Annotated in this window: 16 protein-coding genes; 11 read left to right on the top strand and 5 right to left on the bottom strand. The window is 71.6% G+C overall.

The features are described from left to right. Positions 1 to 66 precede the first annotated feature (66 nt). Genes C1N91_RS02780 through C1N91_RS02765 form a run of 4 tightly spaced genes read right to left on the bottom strand, consistent with a single transcriptional unit; the run spans position 67 to position 4479 of the window. On the bottom strand, positions 67 to 1098 hold the full coding sequence (locus C1N91_RS02780; RefSeq protein ID WP_137766506.1) for a Gfo/Idh/MocA family protein: 1032 nt from the start codon (positions 1096 to 1098) through the stop codon (positions 67 to 69). Next, the gene (locus C1N91_RS02775) at positions 1095 to 2111 is read right to left on the bottom strand and encodes a Gfo/Idh/MocA family protein (protein WP_137766505.1); all 1017 of its coding nucleotides are present in this window, start codon (positions 2109 to 2111) and stop codon (positions 1095 to 1097) included. The genes C1N91_RS02780 and C1N91_RS02775 overlap by 4 nt, the downstream gene beginning before the upstream one ends. Before the next feature lie 38 nt (positions 2112 to 2149). Next, positions 2150 to 3262 (bottom strand): ROK family protein, encoded by a 1113-nt coding sequence (locus C1N91_RS02770; RefSeq protein WP_137766504.1) that lies wholly within the window; start codon positions 3260 to 3262, stop codon positions 2150 to 2152. Further along, positions 3259 to 4479 (bottom strand): ROK family transcriptional regulator, encoded by a 1221-nt coding sequence (locus C1N91_RS02765; RefSeq protein WP_137766503.1) that lies wholly within the window; start codon positions 4477 to 4479, stop codon positions 3259 to 3261. Before C1N91_RS02765 ends, C1N91_RS02770 begins: the two co-directional genes overlap by 4 nt. Positions 4480 to 4618: 139 nt before the next feature. On the opposite strand from C1N91_RS02765, the gene C1N91_RS02760 reads away from it, so the two are divergent. The 10 genes from C1N91_RS02760 (at position 4619) to C1N91_RS02715 (ending at position 14035) form a co-directional block, all read left to right on the top strand. After that, on the top strand, positions 4619 to 5575 hold the full coding sequence (locus C1N91_RS02760; RefSeq protein ID WP_082688224.1) for a carbohydrate ABC transporter permease: 957 nt from the start codon (positions 4619 to 4621) through the stop codon (positions 5573 to 5575). 10 nt (positions 5576 to 5585) lie between these two features. Next, on the top strand, positions 5586 to 6488 hold the full coding sequence (locus C1N91_RS02755) for a carbohydrate ABC transporter permease (RefSeq protein ID WP_058727436.1): 903 nt from the start codon (positions 5586 to 5588) through the stop codon (positions 6486 to 6488). 106 nt (positions 6489 to 6594) lie between these two features. Beyond that, a complete protein-coding gene (locus C1N91_RS02750; protein ID WP_137766502.1) occupies positions 6595 to 7902 on the top strand; it encodes an ABC transporter substrate-binding protein in 1308 nt (435 codons plus the stop codon). Positions 7903 to 8065: 163 nt separating this feature from the next. Beyond that, entirely contained in the window at positions 8066 to 8911 is an 846-nt protein-coding gene (locus C1N91_RS02745) for a DUF4097 family beta strand repeat-containing protein (RefSeq protein WP_137766501.1), read from the top strand. Next, positions 8908 to 9489, top strand: coding sequence for a PadR family transcriptional regulator (locus C1N91_RS02740; RefSeq protein WP_066652167.1), 582 nt, complete (start codon positions 8908 to 8910; stop codon positions 9487 to 9489). Before C1N91_RS02745 ends, C1N91_RS02740 begins: the two co-directional genes overlap by 4 nt. Positions 9490 to 9629: 140 nt before the next feature. Beyond that, entirely contained in the window at positions 9630 to 11867 is a 2238-nt protein-coding gene (locus C1N91_RS02735; RefSeq protein WP_137766500.1) for an APC family permease, read from the top strand. Between the two features lie 13 nt (positions 11868 to 11880). After that, positions 11881 to 12636, top strand: a complete 756-nt coding sequence (locus tag C1N91_RS02730) for a hypothetical protein (protein WP_137766499.1) — start codon at positions 11881 to 11883, stop codon at positions 12634 to 12636. 125 nt (positions 12637 to 12761) lie between these two features. Next, entirely contained in the window at positions 12762 to 13028 is a 267-nt protein-coding gene (locus C1N91_RS02725; RefSeq protein WP_058727430.1) for a DUF3072 domain-containing protein, read from the top strand. A gap of 175 nt (positions 13029 to 13203) precedes the next feature. After that, entirely contained in the window at positions 13204 to 13644 is a 441-nt protein-coding gene (locus C1N91_RS02720) for a DoxX family protein (protein ID WP_137766498.1), read from the top strand. Positions 13645 to 13813: 169 nt separating this feature from the next. Beyond that, positions 13814 to 14035, top strand: a complete 222-nt coding sequence (locus tag C1N91_RS02715) for a DUF3073 domain-containing protein (RefSeq protein ID WP_058727428.1) — start codon at positions 13814 to 13816, stop codon at positions 14033 to 14035. A 432-nt stretch (positions 14036 to 14467) separates the two neighbouring features. On the opposite strand, the gene purM is transcribed toward C1N91_RS02715, so the two are convergent. Continuing rightward, entirely contained in the window at positions 14468 to 15568 is a 1101-nt protein-coding gene (gene purM, locus C1N91_RS02710; RefSeq protein ID WP_137766497.1) for a phosphoribosylformylglycinamidine cyclo-ligase, read from the bottom strand. Between the two features lie 71 nt (positions 15569 to 15639). Here purM and purF point away from each other — a divergent pair, with 71 nt between their 5' ends. Further along, entirely contained in the window at positions 15640 to 17097 is a 1458-nt protein-coding gene (gene purF / locus C1N91_RS02705) for an amidophosphoribosyltransferase (protein ID WP_058727426.1), read from the top strand. Positions 17098 to 17160: the final 63 nt, after the last annotated feature.

Raw genomic sequence — 17160 nt, 5'->3', positions numbered from 1 at the left:
GACCGCGTGACGGACGGGAGGCGCGTGGCGGGCCAGCCACGCGCCTCCAGACCGTCTTCGGTCGGGTCAGACGGACCGGACCCGCACCGTCTCGCCGGTTGCGGCCGACTCCTGCGCCGCCAGGACGATCGCCAGGGTGCGCAGTCCCACGGCCGCGTCGGGCTGGGGCTGCTGGCCGGAGCGGACCGCGGCGACGAAGGTGTCGAGCAGTGCCGCGTCGAAGTCCGGCCCGTACGGCAGGACGACCGAGCGCCCGGACGCCGCGTCGAGACCCCGCACGCTCGGCCGGAAGAAGTCGACGTCGACCGACCCCTCGGTCCCGACGACGGTGAGCGCGAGCCCGCCCCACGTCGGCGAGGTGTCCGGACGACTCCACGAGCAGTCGATCGCCGCGATCGTGCCGTCCGCGTAGGTGATCGTGACCAGGCCCGCGGTCTCGGCCTGCGCGCGCGAGGCGTGCAGCACGCGGTTCGTCACGGCGGTGACGGTCTCGGCCTGGGTGCCGTCCAGCAGCTCGTCGAGCAGGTCGGCGATGTGCACCACGTGGTCGACGATCGCGCCACCGCCGGACAGCTCCGGCTCGGTGAACCACGAGCGGGTGAGCGGCAGCATGCCGTTGTTCGCCCCGCGGACCGAGACGACCTCGCCGAGCCGGCCGGACCGCTTCGTCGCGGCGAGCCGGGCGAACGTGCTCGCGAACCGGACCGGGAAGGCGACCATGAGCAGTACGCCAGCGGCCTCGGCGGCGGCGCGCATGGCGAGCCCGTCCTCCCACGTCGTGGCGAGGGGCTTCTCGCAGAGCACGTGCGCCCCCGCGGCGGCGGCCTGTTCGACGAGCGCACGGTGCCGGGCGTTCTCGCTCGTGACCACGACGGCGTCGACCCCGCTCGCCAGGAGTTCCTCGACGGTGTCGACGTACGCGACCCCGAGGGCGTCGGCGAGCTCGCGACCGCGGAGGTCGACCAGCTCGGTGCCCGTCGAGGTGCCGTCCGGGTCGGTGCCGACGACCTCGACGTCGGGCATCGCCTGCAGCGCCGACAGGTAGGACAGCGCGTGCGTGTGCGCGAAGGACAGGACACCGATGCGCAGGGCGCTCATGCCGTCGCCCCCTCGTGCGTCCCGGTGGCCGGGACGGGCCCGAGGTCGACGGGCTGCCCCGTCGCGACCGACCGCAGCGCGGCGTTGACGATGCGGACCGCGGTGGCGCCGTCCTCGGCGGAGACACGGGGCACGGCGCCGCCCCGGAAGGCATCGAGGTACTCGCGGATCTCGAGGAAGTACGGGTCCTCGGCGGGGTCGAGCTCCGGCAGGTCCCCGCCGACGCCCGCCTCGTCGAGGAGCTCGGCCGTGTAGTTCCGCTCGGCGCGGGAGTCGTGCGACAGGCTGCCGAGCGTCCCGGTGGCCGAGAACTCGGTGACGAACGGCAGGTGCGCCGGTCCCCAGATGCCGGCGACGTGGCTGATCGCCCCGGACTCGTGGGTGAGCAGCACGTGCGCCGCCTCGACGGGGTGGTCGACGGTGCCCTTGCGGACGTGCACGGCGCTGACCCGGACGACGTCGCCGGCGATCCACCGGGCGATGTCCAGGTCGTGGATCATCTGGTCCATGATGATGCCGCCCGACAGCTCGGGGTCGGCGAACCAGGCGGACCGGGTCGGGAACGCGCCGGAGCGGACGAAGCGCAGGACGGCCAGTTCGCCGAGCTGCCCGGCCTCGACCGCGGCCTTCAGCCGGACGTACTCCGGGAAGTAGCGGACGACGTGCGCGGGGTAGAGCTGGCGCCCGGCCTCGTGTGCGAGCCGGACCAGGTCGTCGGCGTCCGCGTCGGTGCGGGCGAGCGGCTTCTCGCTGATGACGTCCTTGCCGGCGGCGAGCGCGGCGCGCACGACCTCGGCGTGGGCGTGCGTGGGGACGACGACGTCCACCACGTCGACACGGGCGAGGAGTTCGTCGAGCGAGTCGACCACCTCGCCGCCGTGTGCCGCGACGAGGTCCTCGGCGCCGACCTCGGAGTAGACGACGACGTCCCCGATGCGGAGCAGGTTCGGCAGGTGCGCGTGGGCGATCACCCCCGCGCCGACGAGTCCGATCCGGAGTCGCTGAGCGGTCATGGGGTCCTCCTGGTTCGTGGGTGGAGCGGTGTCCGTGGTCATGGGGTGGGGTCCTGTCCGGCGGCCGGCGTCGTCGCGGCGGACGGCGTCGTCGCGGCGGGGCTCGACCCCGCGGCGGTGCGGGCGAGCAGGGCGGCTCCCGCCAGGCCGGCGCCGGAGCCCGCGAGGGACTGCTCGATGCGGGGCGCGGGACGCCAGCCGAGCCGGGCGTCCACCGCGGTGCGCAGTGGGGCGAGCAGGCGCTCCCCGGACTCGCCGAGTCCACCGCCGACGACGACCACGGCCGGGTCGAGCACGGCGGACAGGATCGCGATGCCGGCGGCGAGCGCGTCGACCGCGTCGTCCCACACCGCCGCGGCGACCGGGTCGGTGTCGACGGCGGCGACGATCTCGTCGGTCGCTCCGTCGATGGTGCCGCCGCCCTCGCGGTAGCGGCGCCGGATGTTCCGTGCGGAGGCGTACACCTCGACGCAGCCGCGCTGCCCGCACGTGCACTGCTCGCCGCCCGGTCGGACGCAGACGTGCCCGACCTCGCCGGCACCGCCCGCCGCGCCGACCACCAGGCGACCGTCGACCACCAGGCTCGCGGAGACCCCGGTGCCGATCGGGATGAAGACCATCTCGGTGACGTCCCGACCAGCCGCGGTGCGGGCGGCGATCTCGGCGGTCGCGGCGGCGCGGGCGTCGTGCGCGACGGCGACGGGGACGCCGTACCGGTCGCGCAGGAGCGCGGCGAGCGGCAGGTCGTGCCAGTCGAGGTTGACGGCGACGAGCACCGTCCCGGTCTCGGCGTCGACGACTCCCGGTGTGCAGAGGCCGATGGCGGCGAGCGGGTGCCCCGCGGTCGTGGCGGCCGTGGCGAGGCGGTCGACCACGGCGGTGACGGCGGCGAGCGCGGGGCCACCGACGGCGTCGGCGGGGTCGACCGGCCCGAGGGTGGGCACGACCACGCGGTCGAGGACGACCTCGCCGACCCGCACCATCCCCTTGACGGTCGTCCCGCCGACGTCGACGGCCACGATCGCCCCGGACTGCTCCGGGCTGCCGGGTCGCGATGCGCTCGTCGGGCGCTGCGCTGCGCCCGTCGTGCGCTGCGCGCCGCTCGTCACGCACTGCGCGCCGCCCGTCGTGCGCTGCGCGCCGCTCGTCATGCGCTGCGCTCCGCCGCCGCCCGGGCGAGCTCGTCGATCCGCGCCGGTGCGAGGACCTCGTCGATCGCGAGCACCGTGGCACCACGGATGCCGGCATCGCGCGGCGAGGCGCTCGCCCGGACGTCGAGGGCGTCCGCGACCATCGGCAGGCACGACCGGTACAGCTCGCCGCGGATCGTCGCGACCAGCACGGAGGACGCCGACATCGCGCCCGCGAGCACGACCTCGCTCGGGTTGCAGAAGTTCACGATGCCGGAGAGCACCCGACCGATGTGCTCCCCCGCTCGGCGGAGCTCGTCGAGGACGACCGCGTCGCCCTGCGCGGCGAGCGCGAGCACGTCGCTCGTCCCGCTCACCTGCCGTCCGGCCGCGCGCAGCCGGGCGACGATCGCGCCGCCGGACGCCACCGACTCGAGGCAGTCCGGTACGCCGCAGGTGCAGCCGATCGCGGCCTCGCCGTCGACGGGCGTGTGGCTGATCTCGCCGGCGGCGCCGCTCACCCCGCGGTGCAGTCGCCCGTCGAGCAGCACACCCGAACCGATGCGGGTGCCGAGCTTCACCGCGACGAGGGTGCCCTTGCGGTCCGGGCCCGGACGCTCGGCCAAGGCGATGAGGTTCGCGTCGTTCTCCACGAGCACCGGGGCGTCGGTGTGCTCGGCGAAGAGCTCGGGCAGCACGGCGCCGTGCCACGACGGTTCGAAGGACGGGGTCGCGATGCTGCCGCCCGGGTACGAGACGGGTGCGGGCACGCTGATCGCGGCACCCCGGAAGCGGGTCGTGTCCAGGCCGCTGTCGCGGGCGAGCTCGACGAACCGGTCCCACAGCGCGGCGACCGAGGCGCGCGGCCCCGCGGCGACCGGCACCGTCGCTGCGCCGTGCTCGAGCGCGTCGGTGTCGGCGACGATCCGGCCGGCCAGGTCGGTGAGCACGATGCGCACGTGGTGGGCGCCGAGGTCGGCCGCGGCGACGTAGCCGGCGTCCGCGACGAGTTCGAGGCGGCGAGCGCGTCGACCACCGCGGGAGCCCTCGGCGCCGCTCTCGCGGACGAGTCCGAGCGCGGTCAGCGCATCGACCCGGGCGGATGCGGTGGAGGGGGCGAGCCCGGTGCTCCTGGCGATGCTCGAGCGCGAGGTCGTGTCCGAGACGCGGATCAGTCGGAGGACGTCCCCGACGGACCCCGGACTCCGGTCCATGTCCTGGAAGTGCTGCTCGTGCATGCCGTCACTGTAGCGAGGAAACGGTCGATTGCCGAACGAAGTCGTTGCAGATTCGACTATTTACTTTTGGTGATCGAACGGTAATCTGCTCGAAACAGCCGATTCCTAGCGTTCAACGACGAGCCAAGAGGAGGTCCGCATGACGAGTGCGGTTCAGAACCCGACCAGGGTGCGCGTTCCCGGTCGACGGTCGTCCACCGCGGACGCGAGCCGGATGGAACGACGCGAGGGGCGGGCGGGCTACGTGCTCATCGCCCCGACGACGGTGCTGCTGGCGCTGTTCTACCTGTACCCGCTGGCGCAGACGGTCTACTACTCGTTCACGGACTGGAACCCCGCGTCCGGCGAGACGAACGGCTTCGTGGGCCTGTCGAACTTCACCGGTCTGTTCCAGGACGGCGAGTTCCTCCGGGCCGCCGGCAACACCGCGCTGTACGTGGTGGTCGTGGTGCCGATCACGATGGCGCTCGGGCTGTTCTTCGCGGCGCTGCTGGCCCAGCCGTTCCGCGGCCGCGGGGTCTACCGCGCCCTGCTCTTCGTGCCGTACATCGCCCCGATCGTCGGCAGCGCGCTCATCTTCAGCTTCATCCTGTCGCCGCTCGGCGGGCTGGTGAACGGCGTCGTGACCGCGCTCGGCGCGCCCCCGATCGGCTTCCTGACCTCGGAGCCGTGGGCGCTGGTCTCAGTGATCGTGTTCTCGATCTGGCAGGGGGTCGGCTACACGATGATCATCTACTCGGCCGCGCTCACGAACATCCCGGCCTCCTACATGGAGGCCGCGACGCTCGACGGCGCCGGCCCGATCCGCCGCTTCTTCAGGATCTCGCTCCCCCTGGTCGCGCCGACCACGGGCTTCCTCGCCATCACCGGGGTGATCGGTGCCCTCCAGGTCTTCACACAGGTCTACGTCCTGACGCAGGGCGGCCCGATCAACTCGAGCGAGACGATCCTCTACTACATCTACAACCAGGGCTTCGTGTTCTTCCACGGCGGCTCGGCCAGTGCCGCCGCCGTCCTCCTGCTCATCGTCGGCATCCTCGTCGCGGTCGTCCAGCTGCGGGTCATCAACCGCCGCGACCCCATCGAGCTGAACTAGGACCGCCACCGTGACCCAGATCGCCTCCCGCGCCCTCCCGTCGGACGCGCGCCGCGCCTCCCGTCCGCACCGCAGCCGCCCGTTCGGCGTGCTGTTCCGCAAGCACTCGCCCGCCGTCCTGCGGCACGTCATCCTGCTCGTCGCGGTCGTGCTGTTCTTCGGCCCGTTCCTCTGGATGCTGCTGACGAGCTTCAAGTCCTCGGAGGAGGCGCTCGCCTTCCCGCCGACCTTCCTGCCGCGGCAGTGGGAGCTGTCGAACTACACCGACATCTTCACCGTCGCCCCCTTCGGGCTGTACTTCTTCAACTCGACCGTCGTGGCCATCGCGACGACGGCCGGGCAGATCGTGACGAGCCTCGCCGCGGGCTTCGCGTTCTCGCGACTGAAGTTCAAGGGCAAGAACATCGTGTTCGTCGTCCTGCTCGCCGCGCTCCTCGTGCCGTTCGAGGTCGTGTTCACGCCGCTCATCACCCTGCTGTCGTCGCTGCACTGGCTGAACAGCTACCAGGGCCTCATCGTCCCGAACATCCCGTCGATCCTCGGCACCTTCCTGTTCCGGCAGTTCTTCACCTCGTTCCCGAGCGAGATCGAGGACGCCAGCCGGGTCGACGGCGCCGGGGTGTGGCGGCGGATGTGGTCCGTCGTGACGCCGATGGCGACCCCGATGATCGGTTCCTTCGCGGTCCTGTCGTTCGTCTACAACTGGAACAACTTCTTCTTCCAGTTCCTCGTGGCGTCGCGGACCGAGTTCTTCACCGTCTCCGTCGGCCTCACGCAGCTGCAGTCGGCGAACGCGAGCCAGAGCTTCAACCTGCTGATGGCCGGCTCGACGCTGGCGATCCTGCCGGTCTTCATCGTCTTCATCATCTTCCAGAAGCAGATCGTGTCGGCCATGGCCGGCGGACTCCGCTGATCCCGTTCCCCCCTTCCGCACCATCCCTCGCTCCACTCCTCCTCATCACCCTTCGCACCACGCGAAGCCACCTTCGCTCCACCCGAAGTCCGAGAAAGGACGACTCATGCGCAAGCGACTGCTCGGTGCCACGGCCCTCGCCGTGGGCGCCGCACTGGCCCTGTCCGGGTGTTCCGGCGGCTCCGTCACCGGCAACTCCGGCGGCAGCGGCGGCAAGACCACGATCACGGTCTGGCACAACTACACGGGGCCCCAGGCCACCGAGGTCAAGAAGCTCATCGACGAGTACAACTCCTCGCAGGACAAGATCGACGTCCAGCCGCAGTACGCGGCCTCGTCCGACCAGTTCGACGCGAAGCTCATCAACGCGCTGAAGAACGACACGGGCCCCGACATGGTGCTCGGCGACAGCACGCCGCAGCAGACCGGCGAGGTCATCCAGACCGGCAAGGTCCTGCCGCTCGAGGACTACCTGTCCAGCGGTGACGTCACGAAGGACAGCTTCACCGAGGGCATGCTCTCGACCGGCGAGTTCGACGGCAAGCAGTACACGCTGCCGACCGACATCGGTGACTACGCCGTCGTCTACAACAAGGAGATGTTCAAGGAGGCCGGGATCACCGACACCCCGAAGACGTGGGCGGAGTTCCAGGACGACGCGAAGAAGCTCACGAAGGGCACGACCCAGTACGGCGCCTACCTGCCGATCGGCACCGGTGAGTGGCCGGTCTTCACGTGGCAGTCGATGCTCTGGGGCGCCGGCGGCGAGTTCCTCAACGAGGACAACACGAAGGTGGAGTTCAACAGCGACGCGGGCGTGAAGGCGCTCACGGCGTGGACGGACATGCTGCAGGACGGCTCGGCCTACCCGCAGTCGCTCCTCACCACCTCGACGAACGGCGCCGTCCCCGCGCTCACGTCGAAGAAGGCCGCGATGGCGATCACCGGTGCGTACGACCTGTCGACCATCGACAGCACGCTCGGCAAGGACAACGTCGGCGTCTTCGCACTGCCCGGCATCGAGCAGCCCGCGATGAACCTCGGCACGAACAACTCGTACATCATCAAGACGACGTCGGCGAAGCAGGACGCCTCGTGGAAGTTCCTGCAGTGGTGGCTCAGCCCGGACACCCAGGCGAAGTGGGACATCGCGACCGGCCTGCTCCCCGCGAACCAGGCCACGGCGGACAACGCCACGTGGAAGAAGTACCTGGACGAGAACCCGCGCCTGAAGGCCTTCGCCGACGAGCTCGAGTACGCGAAGGCCCGCCCGTCGATCACCGCGTACGGCGAGGTGAGCGCCGCCCTGTCGACGCAGCTGCAGTCCGCGATGCTGCTGAAGACCAGCCCGAAGGAGGCCCTCGACGCAGCGGCGGAGAAGGCCCAGGCGGCACTGGACGACGCCGCGAAGTAGGCCCTGCCCTCAGGACGGCCCCGCTCCCGACCGGGAGCGGGGCCGTCCCGCGTCGCGCCCCGGCGACGACCGGCCGTTCCGCGCCGCGACCCGGTGACAACTCGCGGAACGCGATGTATCGTGACTTCACAGACGCGATACAACGCGAGTTCGAGGAGGCAACATGGCCCAGGAGAAGTGGCTCGTCGAGGAGCCCAAGGTGATCGACACCGGCATCGTCCGCGCCCTGCGCGTCGGACTCGCCGGCGGACAGGTCGACGTCGTGGCGCACGACGAGCCGACCGCACGGGTCGAGGTGCACGGCGTGTCCGGCAAGCCGCTCAAGATCGAGCTGGACGGCGACACGCTCACCATCGACCACCCGCAGATCCGGTGGGACGACCCGCTCGGGTTCCTCAAGTCGTTCCGCGGCCGCGCCACCGCCGACGTCAGCGTGCTCGTCCCCCGCGACGCCCGGGTCACGATCGGCGTGGTCTCGGCCGGGGTCCTGCTCTCCGGCACGAACCGCGGCGCGTCACTGAACACCGTCTCGGGCGACGTCGTCGTCGACGGGCTCGCGGGCGACCTCGCCGTGCACGCCGTCTCCGGGTCGACCACGGTCCGCGACCTCGACGGTGCGCTGACCCTCCGCACCGTGTCCGGCGACGTCGTCGCGACGGGAGCGATCCCCCGCTTCACGGCCGACGGTGTGAACGCCGACGTGGTGCTCGACCTGCAGGGCACCCCCGACGCCGCCCGCATCAACACGGTCTCCGGCTCGGTGAGCGTCCGGCTCGAGGACGGCGTCCCCTACCGCTGCACCGTCAGCACCGCGTCCGGCAAGCTGCAGTTCGACGACTCCGAGATCCGCGGGGTCCGCGGCTCGTACGTCAAGCAGGGCGGGGAGCTGTCCGGGCAGTGGCTCGACCTGAAGGTCAACTCGGTCTCGGGCGACATCGCGGTCCTGCACGCGCCGCCCGCGCCCGCCACGACCGACACCGCGATCGACGAGACGGTGGTGCCCGAATGAGCCCCGTGTTCGCGCACGGCCACCTGCGCCTGTCGCTGCTCGCCATGCTCGCCGACCGTCCGATGCACGGCTACGAGCTCATCCAGGCCCTCGGCGAGCGCTTCGGCGGCGCGTACGTCCCGAGCGCCGGCACCGTGTACCCGCGGCTCGCCAAGCTCGAGTCCGAGGGGCTCGTCACGAAGACCGTCGACGGCCGCAAGACCGTGTACGCCATCACCGACGCCGGTCGTGCCGAGCTCGACGCCCGCGCCGAGGAGCTCGCCGCGGTCGAGTCCGGGGTCGCCGACTCGGTGCGGTCCCTCGCCGACGGCGTCCGCGCCTCGGTCGGCGAGGCCATGCGCTCCCTCCGCGCGGACCTCGCCGCGAGCGCGCAGGCCCCGCGCGGGCAGACCGCCGACGAGCCCGTCGACGTCCCGACGGAGGGCGCCCGCGCCCTGCGCGAGGTGGAGATGGCGATCGCGGCGTTCCGCCAGCAGGTCCGGGCGGACCTGCGTCGCCGGGCGACGCGCGGGACGCTCACCGAGGACACGGTGACGCGCCTGCGGGACGGCCTGGAGGCCCTGCGCCGCTCCGTCTGACGGCCGCCGGCGGACGGGTGGTGGCGATCCGCGCCTCCCGTCCGCTGCTCCGTCGGCGCACGCCGACCGCGCGCCCGTCGCGCGGGCCGTACTGCCTGTCCGTTCCCACAGTGTTGACTCGTGCGCGCAACTGAGTAGGTTTGCCGCTCGTGACGAACGAGATCCGGTCGCTGAAGGCGCGACTGATCGGGGATCCCCTGCCCTCCGAGAAGCTCGAGGGACAGCTCCTCCCGAAGCACCTGGCGCTGCCGATCTTCGCGAGCGACCCGCTGTCGAGCGTGGCCTACGCGCCGCAGGAGCTCCTCATGATCCTGCTGCTCGGCGGGATGGCGTTCCTGACCTTCGCGCCGGGGGTCGCCGCCGTGGTGGTGCTGCTGCTCGTCGTGGTCGTCGCGTCCTACCGACAGCTCGTCAAGGCGTACCCGTCCGGCGGCGGCGACTACGAGGTGGCGCACCGGAACCTCGGAGAGAAGGCCGGCCTCGTCGTGGCGAGCGCCCTGCTCGTCGACTACGTGATGACCGTCGCCGTGTCGGTGGCGTCCGGCGTGGACAACATCATCTCGGCGCTGCCCGGCCTCGACCCGTTCCGCATCGAGATCGCGGTCGCCTTCGTGGTGCTGCTCGCCGGGGTGAACCTGCGCGGCGTCCGCGAGTCGAGCAAGGCGTTCGCGGTGCCGACCTACCTGTTCGTCGGCTCGGTGTTCGTCATGGTCGTCACCGGCCTGGTCCGCACGGCCCTCGGGAACGCCCCCGTCGCCGAGTCCGCCGCGTACACGATCGACAACGTCGAGCACACGACCCAGGCCGCCTTCGTGCTGCTGCTCCTGCGCGCCTTCGCGTCCGGCTGCTCCGCCCTGACCGGCGTCGAGGCGATCGCGAACGGTGTGCAGGCCTTCCGGCGGCCCAAGATCCGGAACGCCCAGACGACGCTCGTGCTGATGGGCTCGATCGCAATCGTGCTGTTCGTCGGGCTCATCACGCTCGCACTCGTCTCCCGCGTGCACTACGCCGAGCACGCCTGCGACCTGCAGGGCTTCACCGCCTGCGCCACCACCCCGCAGCGCTCGCTCATCGCGCAGATCGCCGCCGCGACCTTCGGCGACGGCAGCATCCTGTTCTTCGTCGTGCAGGCGACGACGGCCGCGGTGCTGCTCCTCGCCGCGAACACGGCGTTCAACGGCTTCCCGCTGCTCGGCTCGATCCTGGCGCGCGACTCCTACGCCCCCAAGGCGCTGTCGACGCGGGGCGACCGGCTCATCTACTCGAACGGCGTCATCGTGCTCGCGCTCGTCGCGGTCGCGTTGCTCGTGGTCTACCGGGCGAACGTCACGAGCCTCATCCAGCTGTACATCATCGGCGTGTTCGTGTCGTTCACCCTCGGGCAGACGGGCATGGTCCGGCACTGGCTGCGGCTGCTGCGCTCGGACCGCGAGGGCACCGCCGACGGCCCGGTCGACCGCGGGCAGGTGTGGCGCTCGCTGACCATCAACGCGATCGGCGCGACCTTCACCTTCGTGGTGCTCGTCATCGTCACCATCACGAAGTTCACGCACGGCGCCTGGCTCGTGTTCGTGATCATGCCGGTGCTGTTCGTCCTCATGCTCGGCGTGAACCGGTACTACCGCGACGTCTCGCACGAGATCGAGGCCGACGTCGATACGCAGTTCGGCGCGACCGGCGACCACGCGATCGTCCTCGTCAACCGGCTGCAGAAGCCGGTGCTCAAGGCCATCGACTACGCCATCGCCGCGCAGCACGCCGGACTCGAGGCCGTGCACGTCGCGATCGACGACGCCGAGGCCCGACGACTGCAGGAACAGTGGGCGGAGCACGGCATCGAGGTCCCGCTCACCGTCGTGCCGAGCCCCTACCGCGACATCTCGATGCCGCTCATCCGGTACATCAAGGCGCACCGGGCCGAGCACGGGTCCGAGGTCGTCACCGTCTACACGCCGGTCTTCGTCGTCGGGCACTGGTGGGAATCGCTGCTGCACAACCACCGCGGCCGCCGGATCCGCAAGAAGCTGCTGCTCGTGCACGGGGTGACCGTGGCCCTGGTGCCGTGGCTGCTCGACTCGTCCGAGCTGCTGTACGGGCGACGCTCGCGGCCGCTGCCCGGCCAGGAGCGCCGCGGCGAGCCGATCCGTCCTGCGCTCCGCCGCTCACCCGAGGGCGTGTTCCACCACGAGGCGCAGGAGGACCGGGTGCTCCGTTCGGTGCAGCGGAACAGCGTGCAACCCGTGCTCCGCGACGGCGCCCGGGCACGGCGCGCGACGCGTCCCGCCGGGCCCGCCGAGGGCGTCGACCAGACCGCGTGCACGGGCGAGGTACGCCTCCTCGTCCCCGCACCTGCACGCCGTGACGGCGGCCGGTCGTAGCATCGTCGGCGACATGACGATCTCCGACCTGCGCACCTTCGCGACCTTCGACGGCCACGGCGGCAAGGTCTCGAAGCGCGTCGAGGTGCTCGACCACGAACCATCGGCGGCCGGCCCGTACGCCGGACTCGTCGCCGTGCGCGGGGAGCACCCGCTCGGCGCCCTCGACGAACGACCCGCCGACGACGGCGCCGACCTCGCCCGCGGGGTCGCCAGCATCGGCTGGGTGGACCCCGCCACGCTCCGCGACTGGTACCGGCCCGACCGCGTCGTCGTCACCCGGCTCGAGGCACGGCGCTCCGGGCTCGAACCAGGGCTCTACGCCGACTCGCGGGGCCGCGGTCGCGTCCGGATCGACGGCCTGGAGGCGCGGCTCGCCCCTGACGGTCGGCCCGCCTTCCGCGCGCTGGCCGGCCCGGTCGACGCCCCGGTCGTCGACGTCCCCCTGCCCACAGACCAGGCGGTCCGGCTGGTCGCGGTGCGGGCGGTCGAGGACGGGCTCGAGGTGGTGACCACGCCGGTGTCGCCGTTCCTCTCCCCCGGCCGGCACGCCGCGTACGACGCCGACGTGGTCGGCCTCCCGCCGCGGGCGTCCACCGGGCAGGTGTCGGTGCGTGCGGCGGTGCTGCTCGACGGGTCGTTGCACGAGGTCGTCCGGATCGACGAGCAGGCGGCGACGATCTGGATCCGTCAGGGCGACGCCGAGGTGCCGATCGCCACGAGCGGCGTCGGGCCGGACCTGGTGCGGTACACGGCGACGCCCGTCTGAGCGTCGCCCGTCGGCGGGGGCGCCGTGGCGGCGGGGCGGGTCGTCGTCTCGGGTGCTCGGCCCGGGTCGTCCGGGGGACGCCGTCGCTGCGTGTCGTGCCCGCCGTCGCGCGTAGGTTCGGCGCCATGACCGACGCAGCAGACCAGACCCCCGACGAGTCGCACCAGGGCGAGACCCTGGGCGGCGAGCGTCCCGACCCCTCGACGACCGCGAGCAAGGACCCGGAGCAGTGGGTGACCGGCGACGAGCCGATGACCGGCCCGCAGCGCAGCTACCTCGACACCCTGGCCCGCGAGGCCGGCGAGGAGCTCCCCGCTGACCTGACGAAGGCCGAGGCGTCCGAGCACATCGACCGCCTGCAGCAGCAGACCGGGCGCGGCGCGGACTCCTGACCTACCCCCCTCCCGCTCATCCGACGCCGGTCCGCACTGCTGCGGACCGGCTTCGGTCGTTCCTGAGCGCCGGTCCCCGCTTCGGTGGACCGTCGTCTGGACGACCCCTGGTGGAGTCCGGTCAATCCGCCGCGGCAACCCGGTCGATGACACGTCACCGCATAGCGTCGGCGCCATGCGAACGACATCGACCTCCATCGGCCTGACCGCGCTCCGCATCGTCCTCGGCGCGGTGTTCATCGCCCACGGCGCCCAGAAGTTCGCCCAGGGCATCCCCGGCGTCACCCAGGGCTTCGCCGGCATGGGCGTCCCGCTCGCCGAGGTCGCAGCCCCCGTCGTGGCCGGCCTCGAACTCGTCGGCGGTGTCCTGCTCGTGCTCGGCGTCGCCACGCGGATCGTCGGCTTGCTGCTCGCCGTCGACATGGTCGTCGCGGGCCTGCTCGCCCACGCCACGGCGGGCTTCTTCGCGCAGGACGGCGGCTTCGAGTACGTGCTGGTGCTCGCCGTCGCCTCGCTCGCGATCGCCCTGACCGGGCCCGGGCGGTTCTCGGTCGACGCCCTCGTGCTGCGGGCCGCTCGCCGGAAGCGCGGCGTTCCCGAACCACTCCCGGCCTGAGTCCTGATCAGGTCTTCGGCCGACCCGCGGGGGACGCCGACGGGCAGGTGGGGAACGGGGTACATGGTAGAGTGATCGGCAGATTTCAAACCACGAACCGTTCGGTTCCCCGGGTGGCAACCACGCACCCGCCAGGACCGGACCAGAGCCGATCACGAGGGGGTCACGCATGGGGCGCGGCCGTCAGAAGGCAAAGCACACCAAGGTCGCCCGGGAGCTGAAGTACTTCAGTCCGGACACGAACTACGGTGCGCTCGAACGCGAGCTCTCCGCCGGGCAACACTCGGACGAAGACTCCTACGTCGACCGCTGGGCTGACCAGTACGGTGAGGAACCGGGTGACGACGAGGACGAGTTCGAGCCCCAGCAGGACCAGAACAAGTCCGCCTGACCTGAACCGTCGACGCCGCGCACCCTCCGGGGTCGCGCGGCGTCGTCGTGTGCGCGGGCGCCCGCGCCCGGTGCACCGGGGCTCGGCGCACCCGGGTTCGGCACCCCTGCGCTTCCGGGCGCACGACTTGCCGCTCAACTCCGAAGTGAGCGGCAGTTCCTGCGACCCGAACGACCACGCGCGGCATGTCCTGCGACCGGAACGGTCACGCCGACGACGGAGGGCGAGGTCGACGGCCCGCATGGGTCCGCTCGACCCGGCAGCCCCGTCGGACGCTGCCGAGTCCCCTGGTCGCACGACGTGCCGCTCAACTCCGAAGTGAGCGGCATGTCTTACGACCCGAACGACCGCGCGCGGCACGTCGTGCGACCGGAAGGGTCACAGCGCCGGCACCGTGGCAGCCTGCCCGGCCCGGGCGTCAGCCGTCGGGCGTCAGCCGGCGTAGGAACCGACGAGCCGCACGGCCCCGCCGTCGACGCCCTTGGCGCCCTGCTCGAACCCGGCCAGCTCCCGCGCCGAGGTCGACACCGTGCCGACCGTCCACGCGGGAAGCCCAGCGGCGCGCAGGTCCTCGAGCACCGCCGGCGCCGCGGCAGCAGCGACCACGGCGAACATCCCGATGCCGAGGTTCCACGTGCCCTCGGTGTCCTCGACCGGCGTCCCCGCCATGTCCGCGAGCACCCGGAACACCGCCGGGGGCGTCCACGTCGAGCGGTCCACCTCGACCCAGGTGCCGACGGGCAGCACGCGCGCCAGGTTCGCCGCGATGCCACCACCCGTGACGTGGGAGAGCGAGTGGACGACACCGGGTCGGGCCTCGAGCAGGTCGAGCAGCGGTGCGGTGTAGAGCCGGGTGGGCTCGAGCAGCGCCTCGCCGACGGAGACCCCGGTGCCGAACTCCGCCAGCTGGTCGGTGTAACCGACACCCTTGCCGGACAGGATGTGCCGGACGAGCGAGTACCCGTTCGAGTGCAGACCGGAGGACTCGATCGCCACGACGACGTCGCCGTCCTGCACCAGGTGCGCGCCGAGCTGCCGGTCGGCCTCGACGACACCGGTCGCGGCGCCGGCCACGTCGTAGTCGTCCGGCCCGAGCAGCCCCGGGTGCTCCGCGGTCTCGCCGCCGACGAGCGCGGTGCCCGTCGCCGAGCAGCCGCGGGCGATCCCGGCGACGATGTCGGCGATGCGGTTCGGCACGACGCGGCCGCAGGCGATGTAGTCCGTCATGAAGAGCGGCTTCGCGCCGACCACGACGATGTCGTCGACGACCATGCCGACGAGGTCCTGGCCGATGGTGTCGTGCTTGTCGATCGCCTGCGCGATGGCGACCTTCGTGCCGACGCCGTCGGTCGAGGTCGCGAGCAGCGGGCGGTCGTAGTCCTTCAGGAACGAGACGTCGTAGAGCCCCGCGAAGCCACCCACGCCACCGAGCACCGAGGCGTTGTGCGTCGCCGAGACGGCGGACTTCATGAGCTCGACGGCCAGGTCGCCGGCGGCGGTGTCGACGCCGGCGGCAGCGTACGGGTTCGGCATGCGTGGTCCTCCGCGGAGCATGGCAGACTTGTTCGGTACCACCCGATCCTACGGTCTGGAGCACACCGCGAATGTGCGGCATCGTCGGCCTCGTTGCGCAGGGGCCCGTCAACCAATCCATCTACGACGCCCTGCTGCTGCTGCAGCACCGGGGCCAGGACTCGACGGGCATCGCCACGGTCGAGGGTCGCGTCCACCACATGCACAAGACGCGTGGACACGTCCGAGAAGCATTCCGCACCCGTGACATGCGTGCCCTGCTCGGCACGATGGGCCTCGGGCACGTCCGGTACGCCACGAAGGGTGCCGCGAGCAACGAGGAAGAGGCCCAGCCGTTCTACGTGAACGCGCCCTACGGCATCGTGCTCGTCCACAACGGCAACCTGACGAACACCCGCGAGCTGACCCGCGAGCTGTTCGACATCGACCGCCGCCACCTCAACACCACGAGCGACACCGAGCTGCTGGTGAACGTCCTGGCGCACGAGCTCCAGGGCCAGGTCCGCGGCAGCGAGCTCGACGCCGGTCAGGTGTTCGACGCCGTCGAGCGCGTGCACGAGCGCGTCGAGGGCTCGTACGCCACGATCGCCACGATCGCCGGGCACGGCCTGCTGGCGTTCCGCGACCCGTACGGCATCCGGCCGCTGATCCTCGGGCACAAGTTCGACGAGGCCGGGCAGCCGGAGTGGGTCGTCGCGAGCGAGTCCCTGGTGCTCGAGTCGGGCGGCTACGAGATCGTCCGCGACATCGCCCCGGGCGAGGCCGTCTTCATCGAGATGAACGGCCAGATGCACGCCCGGCAGTGCGCGAAGGACCCGCGCCTGGTGCCGTGCTCGTTCGAGTACGTCTACCTCGCGCGTCCCGACTCGGTGATGAACGGCATCTCCGTGTACGACGCCCGGCTCCGGCTCGGCAACCGCCTGGCCGACACGATCGCGCAGTACGCCCCGACCGGGGACATCGACGTGGTCATGCCGATCCCGGACTCGAGCCGGCCGGCCGCCATGCAGGTCGCGCAGAAGCTCGGCATCGACTACCGCGAGGGCTTCTTCAAGAACCGCTACGTCGGCCGCACGTTCATCATGCCGGGGCAGGCCGAGCGCAAGCGTTCGGTGCGCCAGAAGCTCAACGCGATGTCGTCCGAGTTCAAGGGCAAGAACATCCTGATCGTCGACGACTCGATCGTCCGCGGCACGACGAGTCGCGAGATCGTCGAGATGGCCCGCGCCGCCGGTGCGAACGAGGTCACGTTCACGAGCGCCGCTCCCCCGGTGCGCTACCCGCACGTGTACGGCATCAACATGCCGACGCGCGCCGAGCTCATCGCGCACGACCGGAAGATCCCGGAGATCAACCGCGTGCTCGGCAGCGACCACCTCATCTACCAGGAGGTGGCGGACATGCGCGACGCGATCATCGAGGGCTCGGACGTCACCGACCTCGAGATGAGCTGCTTCACCGGCGAGTACGTCACCGGCACGGTGACCCCGGAGTACCTGTCGTGGGTGGAGGCGAACCAGCTCAGCTGAGTCGCGTCGCGACGCGACACGCATCGGACGGGAGGCCCGGTACCAGCTGGTACCGGGCCTCCC

Origin of the sequence: Curtobacterium sp. SGAir0471 (assembly GCF_005490985.1) — a bacterium.
Lineage (GTDB): Bacteria > Actinomycetota > Actinomycetes > Actinomycetales > Microbacteriaceae > Curtobacterium.
This window is presented reverse-complemented; position numbering and strand designations above follow the sequence as displayed.

Excerpts from the sequence above, each read along its gene's own strand:
- C1N91_RS02780 (WP_137766506.1), bottom strand. The coding sequence starts at position 1,098 with ATGAGCGCCCTGCGCATCGGTGTCCTGTCCTTCGCGCACACGCACGCG.
- C1N91_RS02775 (WP_137766505.1), bottom strand. The coding sequence starts at position 2,111 with ATGACCGCTCAGCGACTCCGGATCGGACTCGTCGGCGCGGGGGTGATC.
- C1N91_RS02770 (WP_137766504.1), bottom strand. The coding sequence starts at position 3,262 with ATGACGAGCGGCGCGCAGCGCACGACGGGCGGCGCGCAGTGCGTGACG.
- C1N91_RS02765 (WP_137766503.1), bottom strand. The coding sequence starts at position 4,479 with ATGCACGAGCAGCACTTCCAGGACATGGACCGGAGTCCGGGGTCCGTC.
- C1N91_RS02760 (WP_082688224.1), top strand. The coding sequence starts at position 4,619 with ATGACGAGTGCGGTTCAGAACCCGACCAGGGTGCGCGTTCCCGGTCGA.
- C1N91_RS02750 (WP_137766502.1), top strand. The coding sequence starts at position 6,595 with ATGCGCAAGCGACTGCTCGGTGCCACGGCCCTCGCCGTGGGCGCCGCA.
- C1N91_RS02745 (WP_137766501.1), top strand. The coding sequence starts at position 8,066 with ATGGCCCAGGAGAAGTGGCTCGTCGAGGAGCCCAAGGTGATCGACACC.
- C1N91_RS02740 (WP_066652167.1), top strand. The coding sequence starts at position 8,908 with ATGAGCCCCGTGTTCGCGCACGGCCACCTGCGCCTGTCGCTGCTCGCC.
- C1N91_RS02730 (WP_137766499.1), top strand. The coding sequence starts at position 11,881 with ATGACGATCTCCGACCTGCGCACCTTCGCGACCTTCGACGGCCACGGC.
- C1N91_RS02725 (WP_058727430.1), top strand. The coding sequence starts at position 12,762 with ATGACCGACGCAGCAGACCAGACCCCCGACGAGTCGCACCAGGGCGAG.
- C1N91_RS02720 (WP_137766498.1), top strand. The coding sequence starts at position 13,204 with ATGCGAACGACATCGACCTCCATCGGCCTGACCGCGCTCCGCATCGTC.
- C1N91_RS02715 (WP_058727428.1), top strand. The coding sequence starts at position 13,814 with ATGGGGCGCGGCCGTCAGAAGGCAAAGCACACCAAGGTCGCCCGGGAG.
- purM (WP_137766497.1), bottom strand. The coding sequence starts at position 15,568 with ATGCCGAACCCGTACGCTGCCGCCGGCGTCGACACCGCCGCCGGCGAC.
- purF (WP_058727426.1), top strand. The coding sequence starts at position 15,640 with ATGTGCGGCATCGTCGGCCTCGTTGCGCAGGGGCCCGTCAACCAATCC.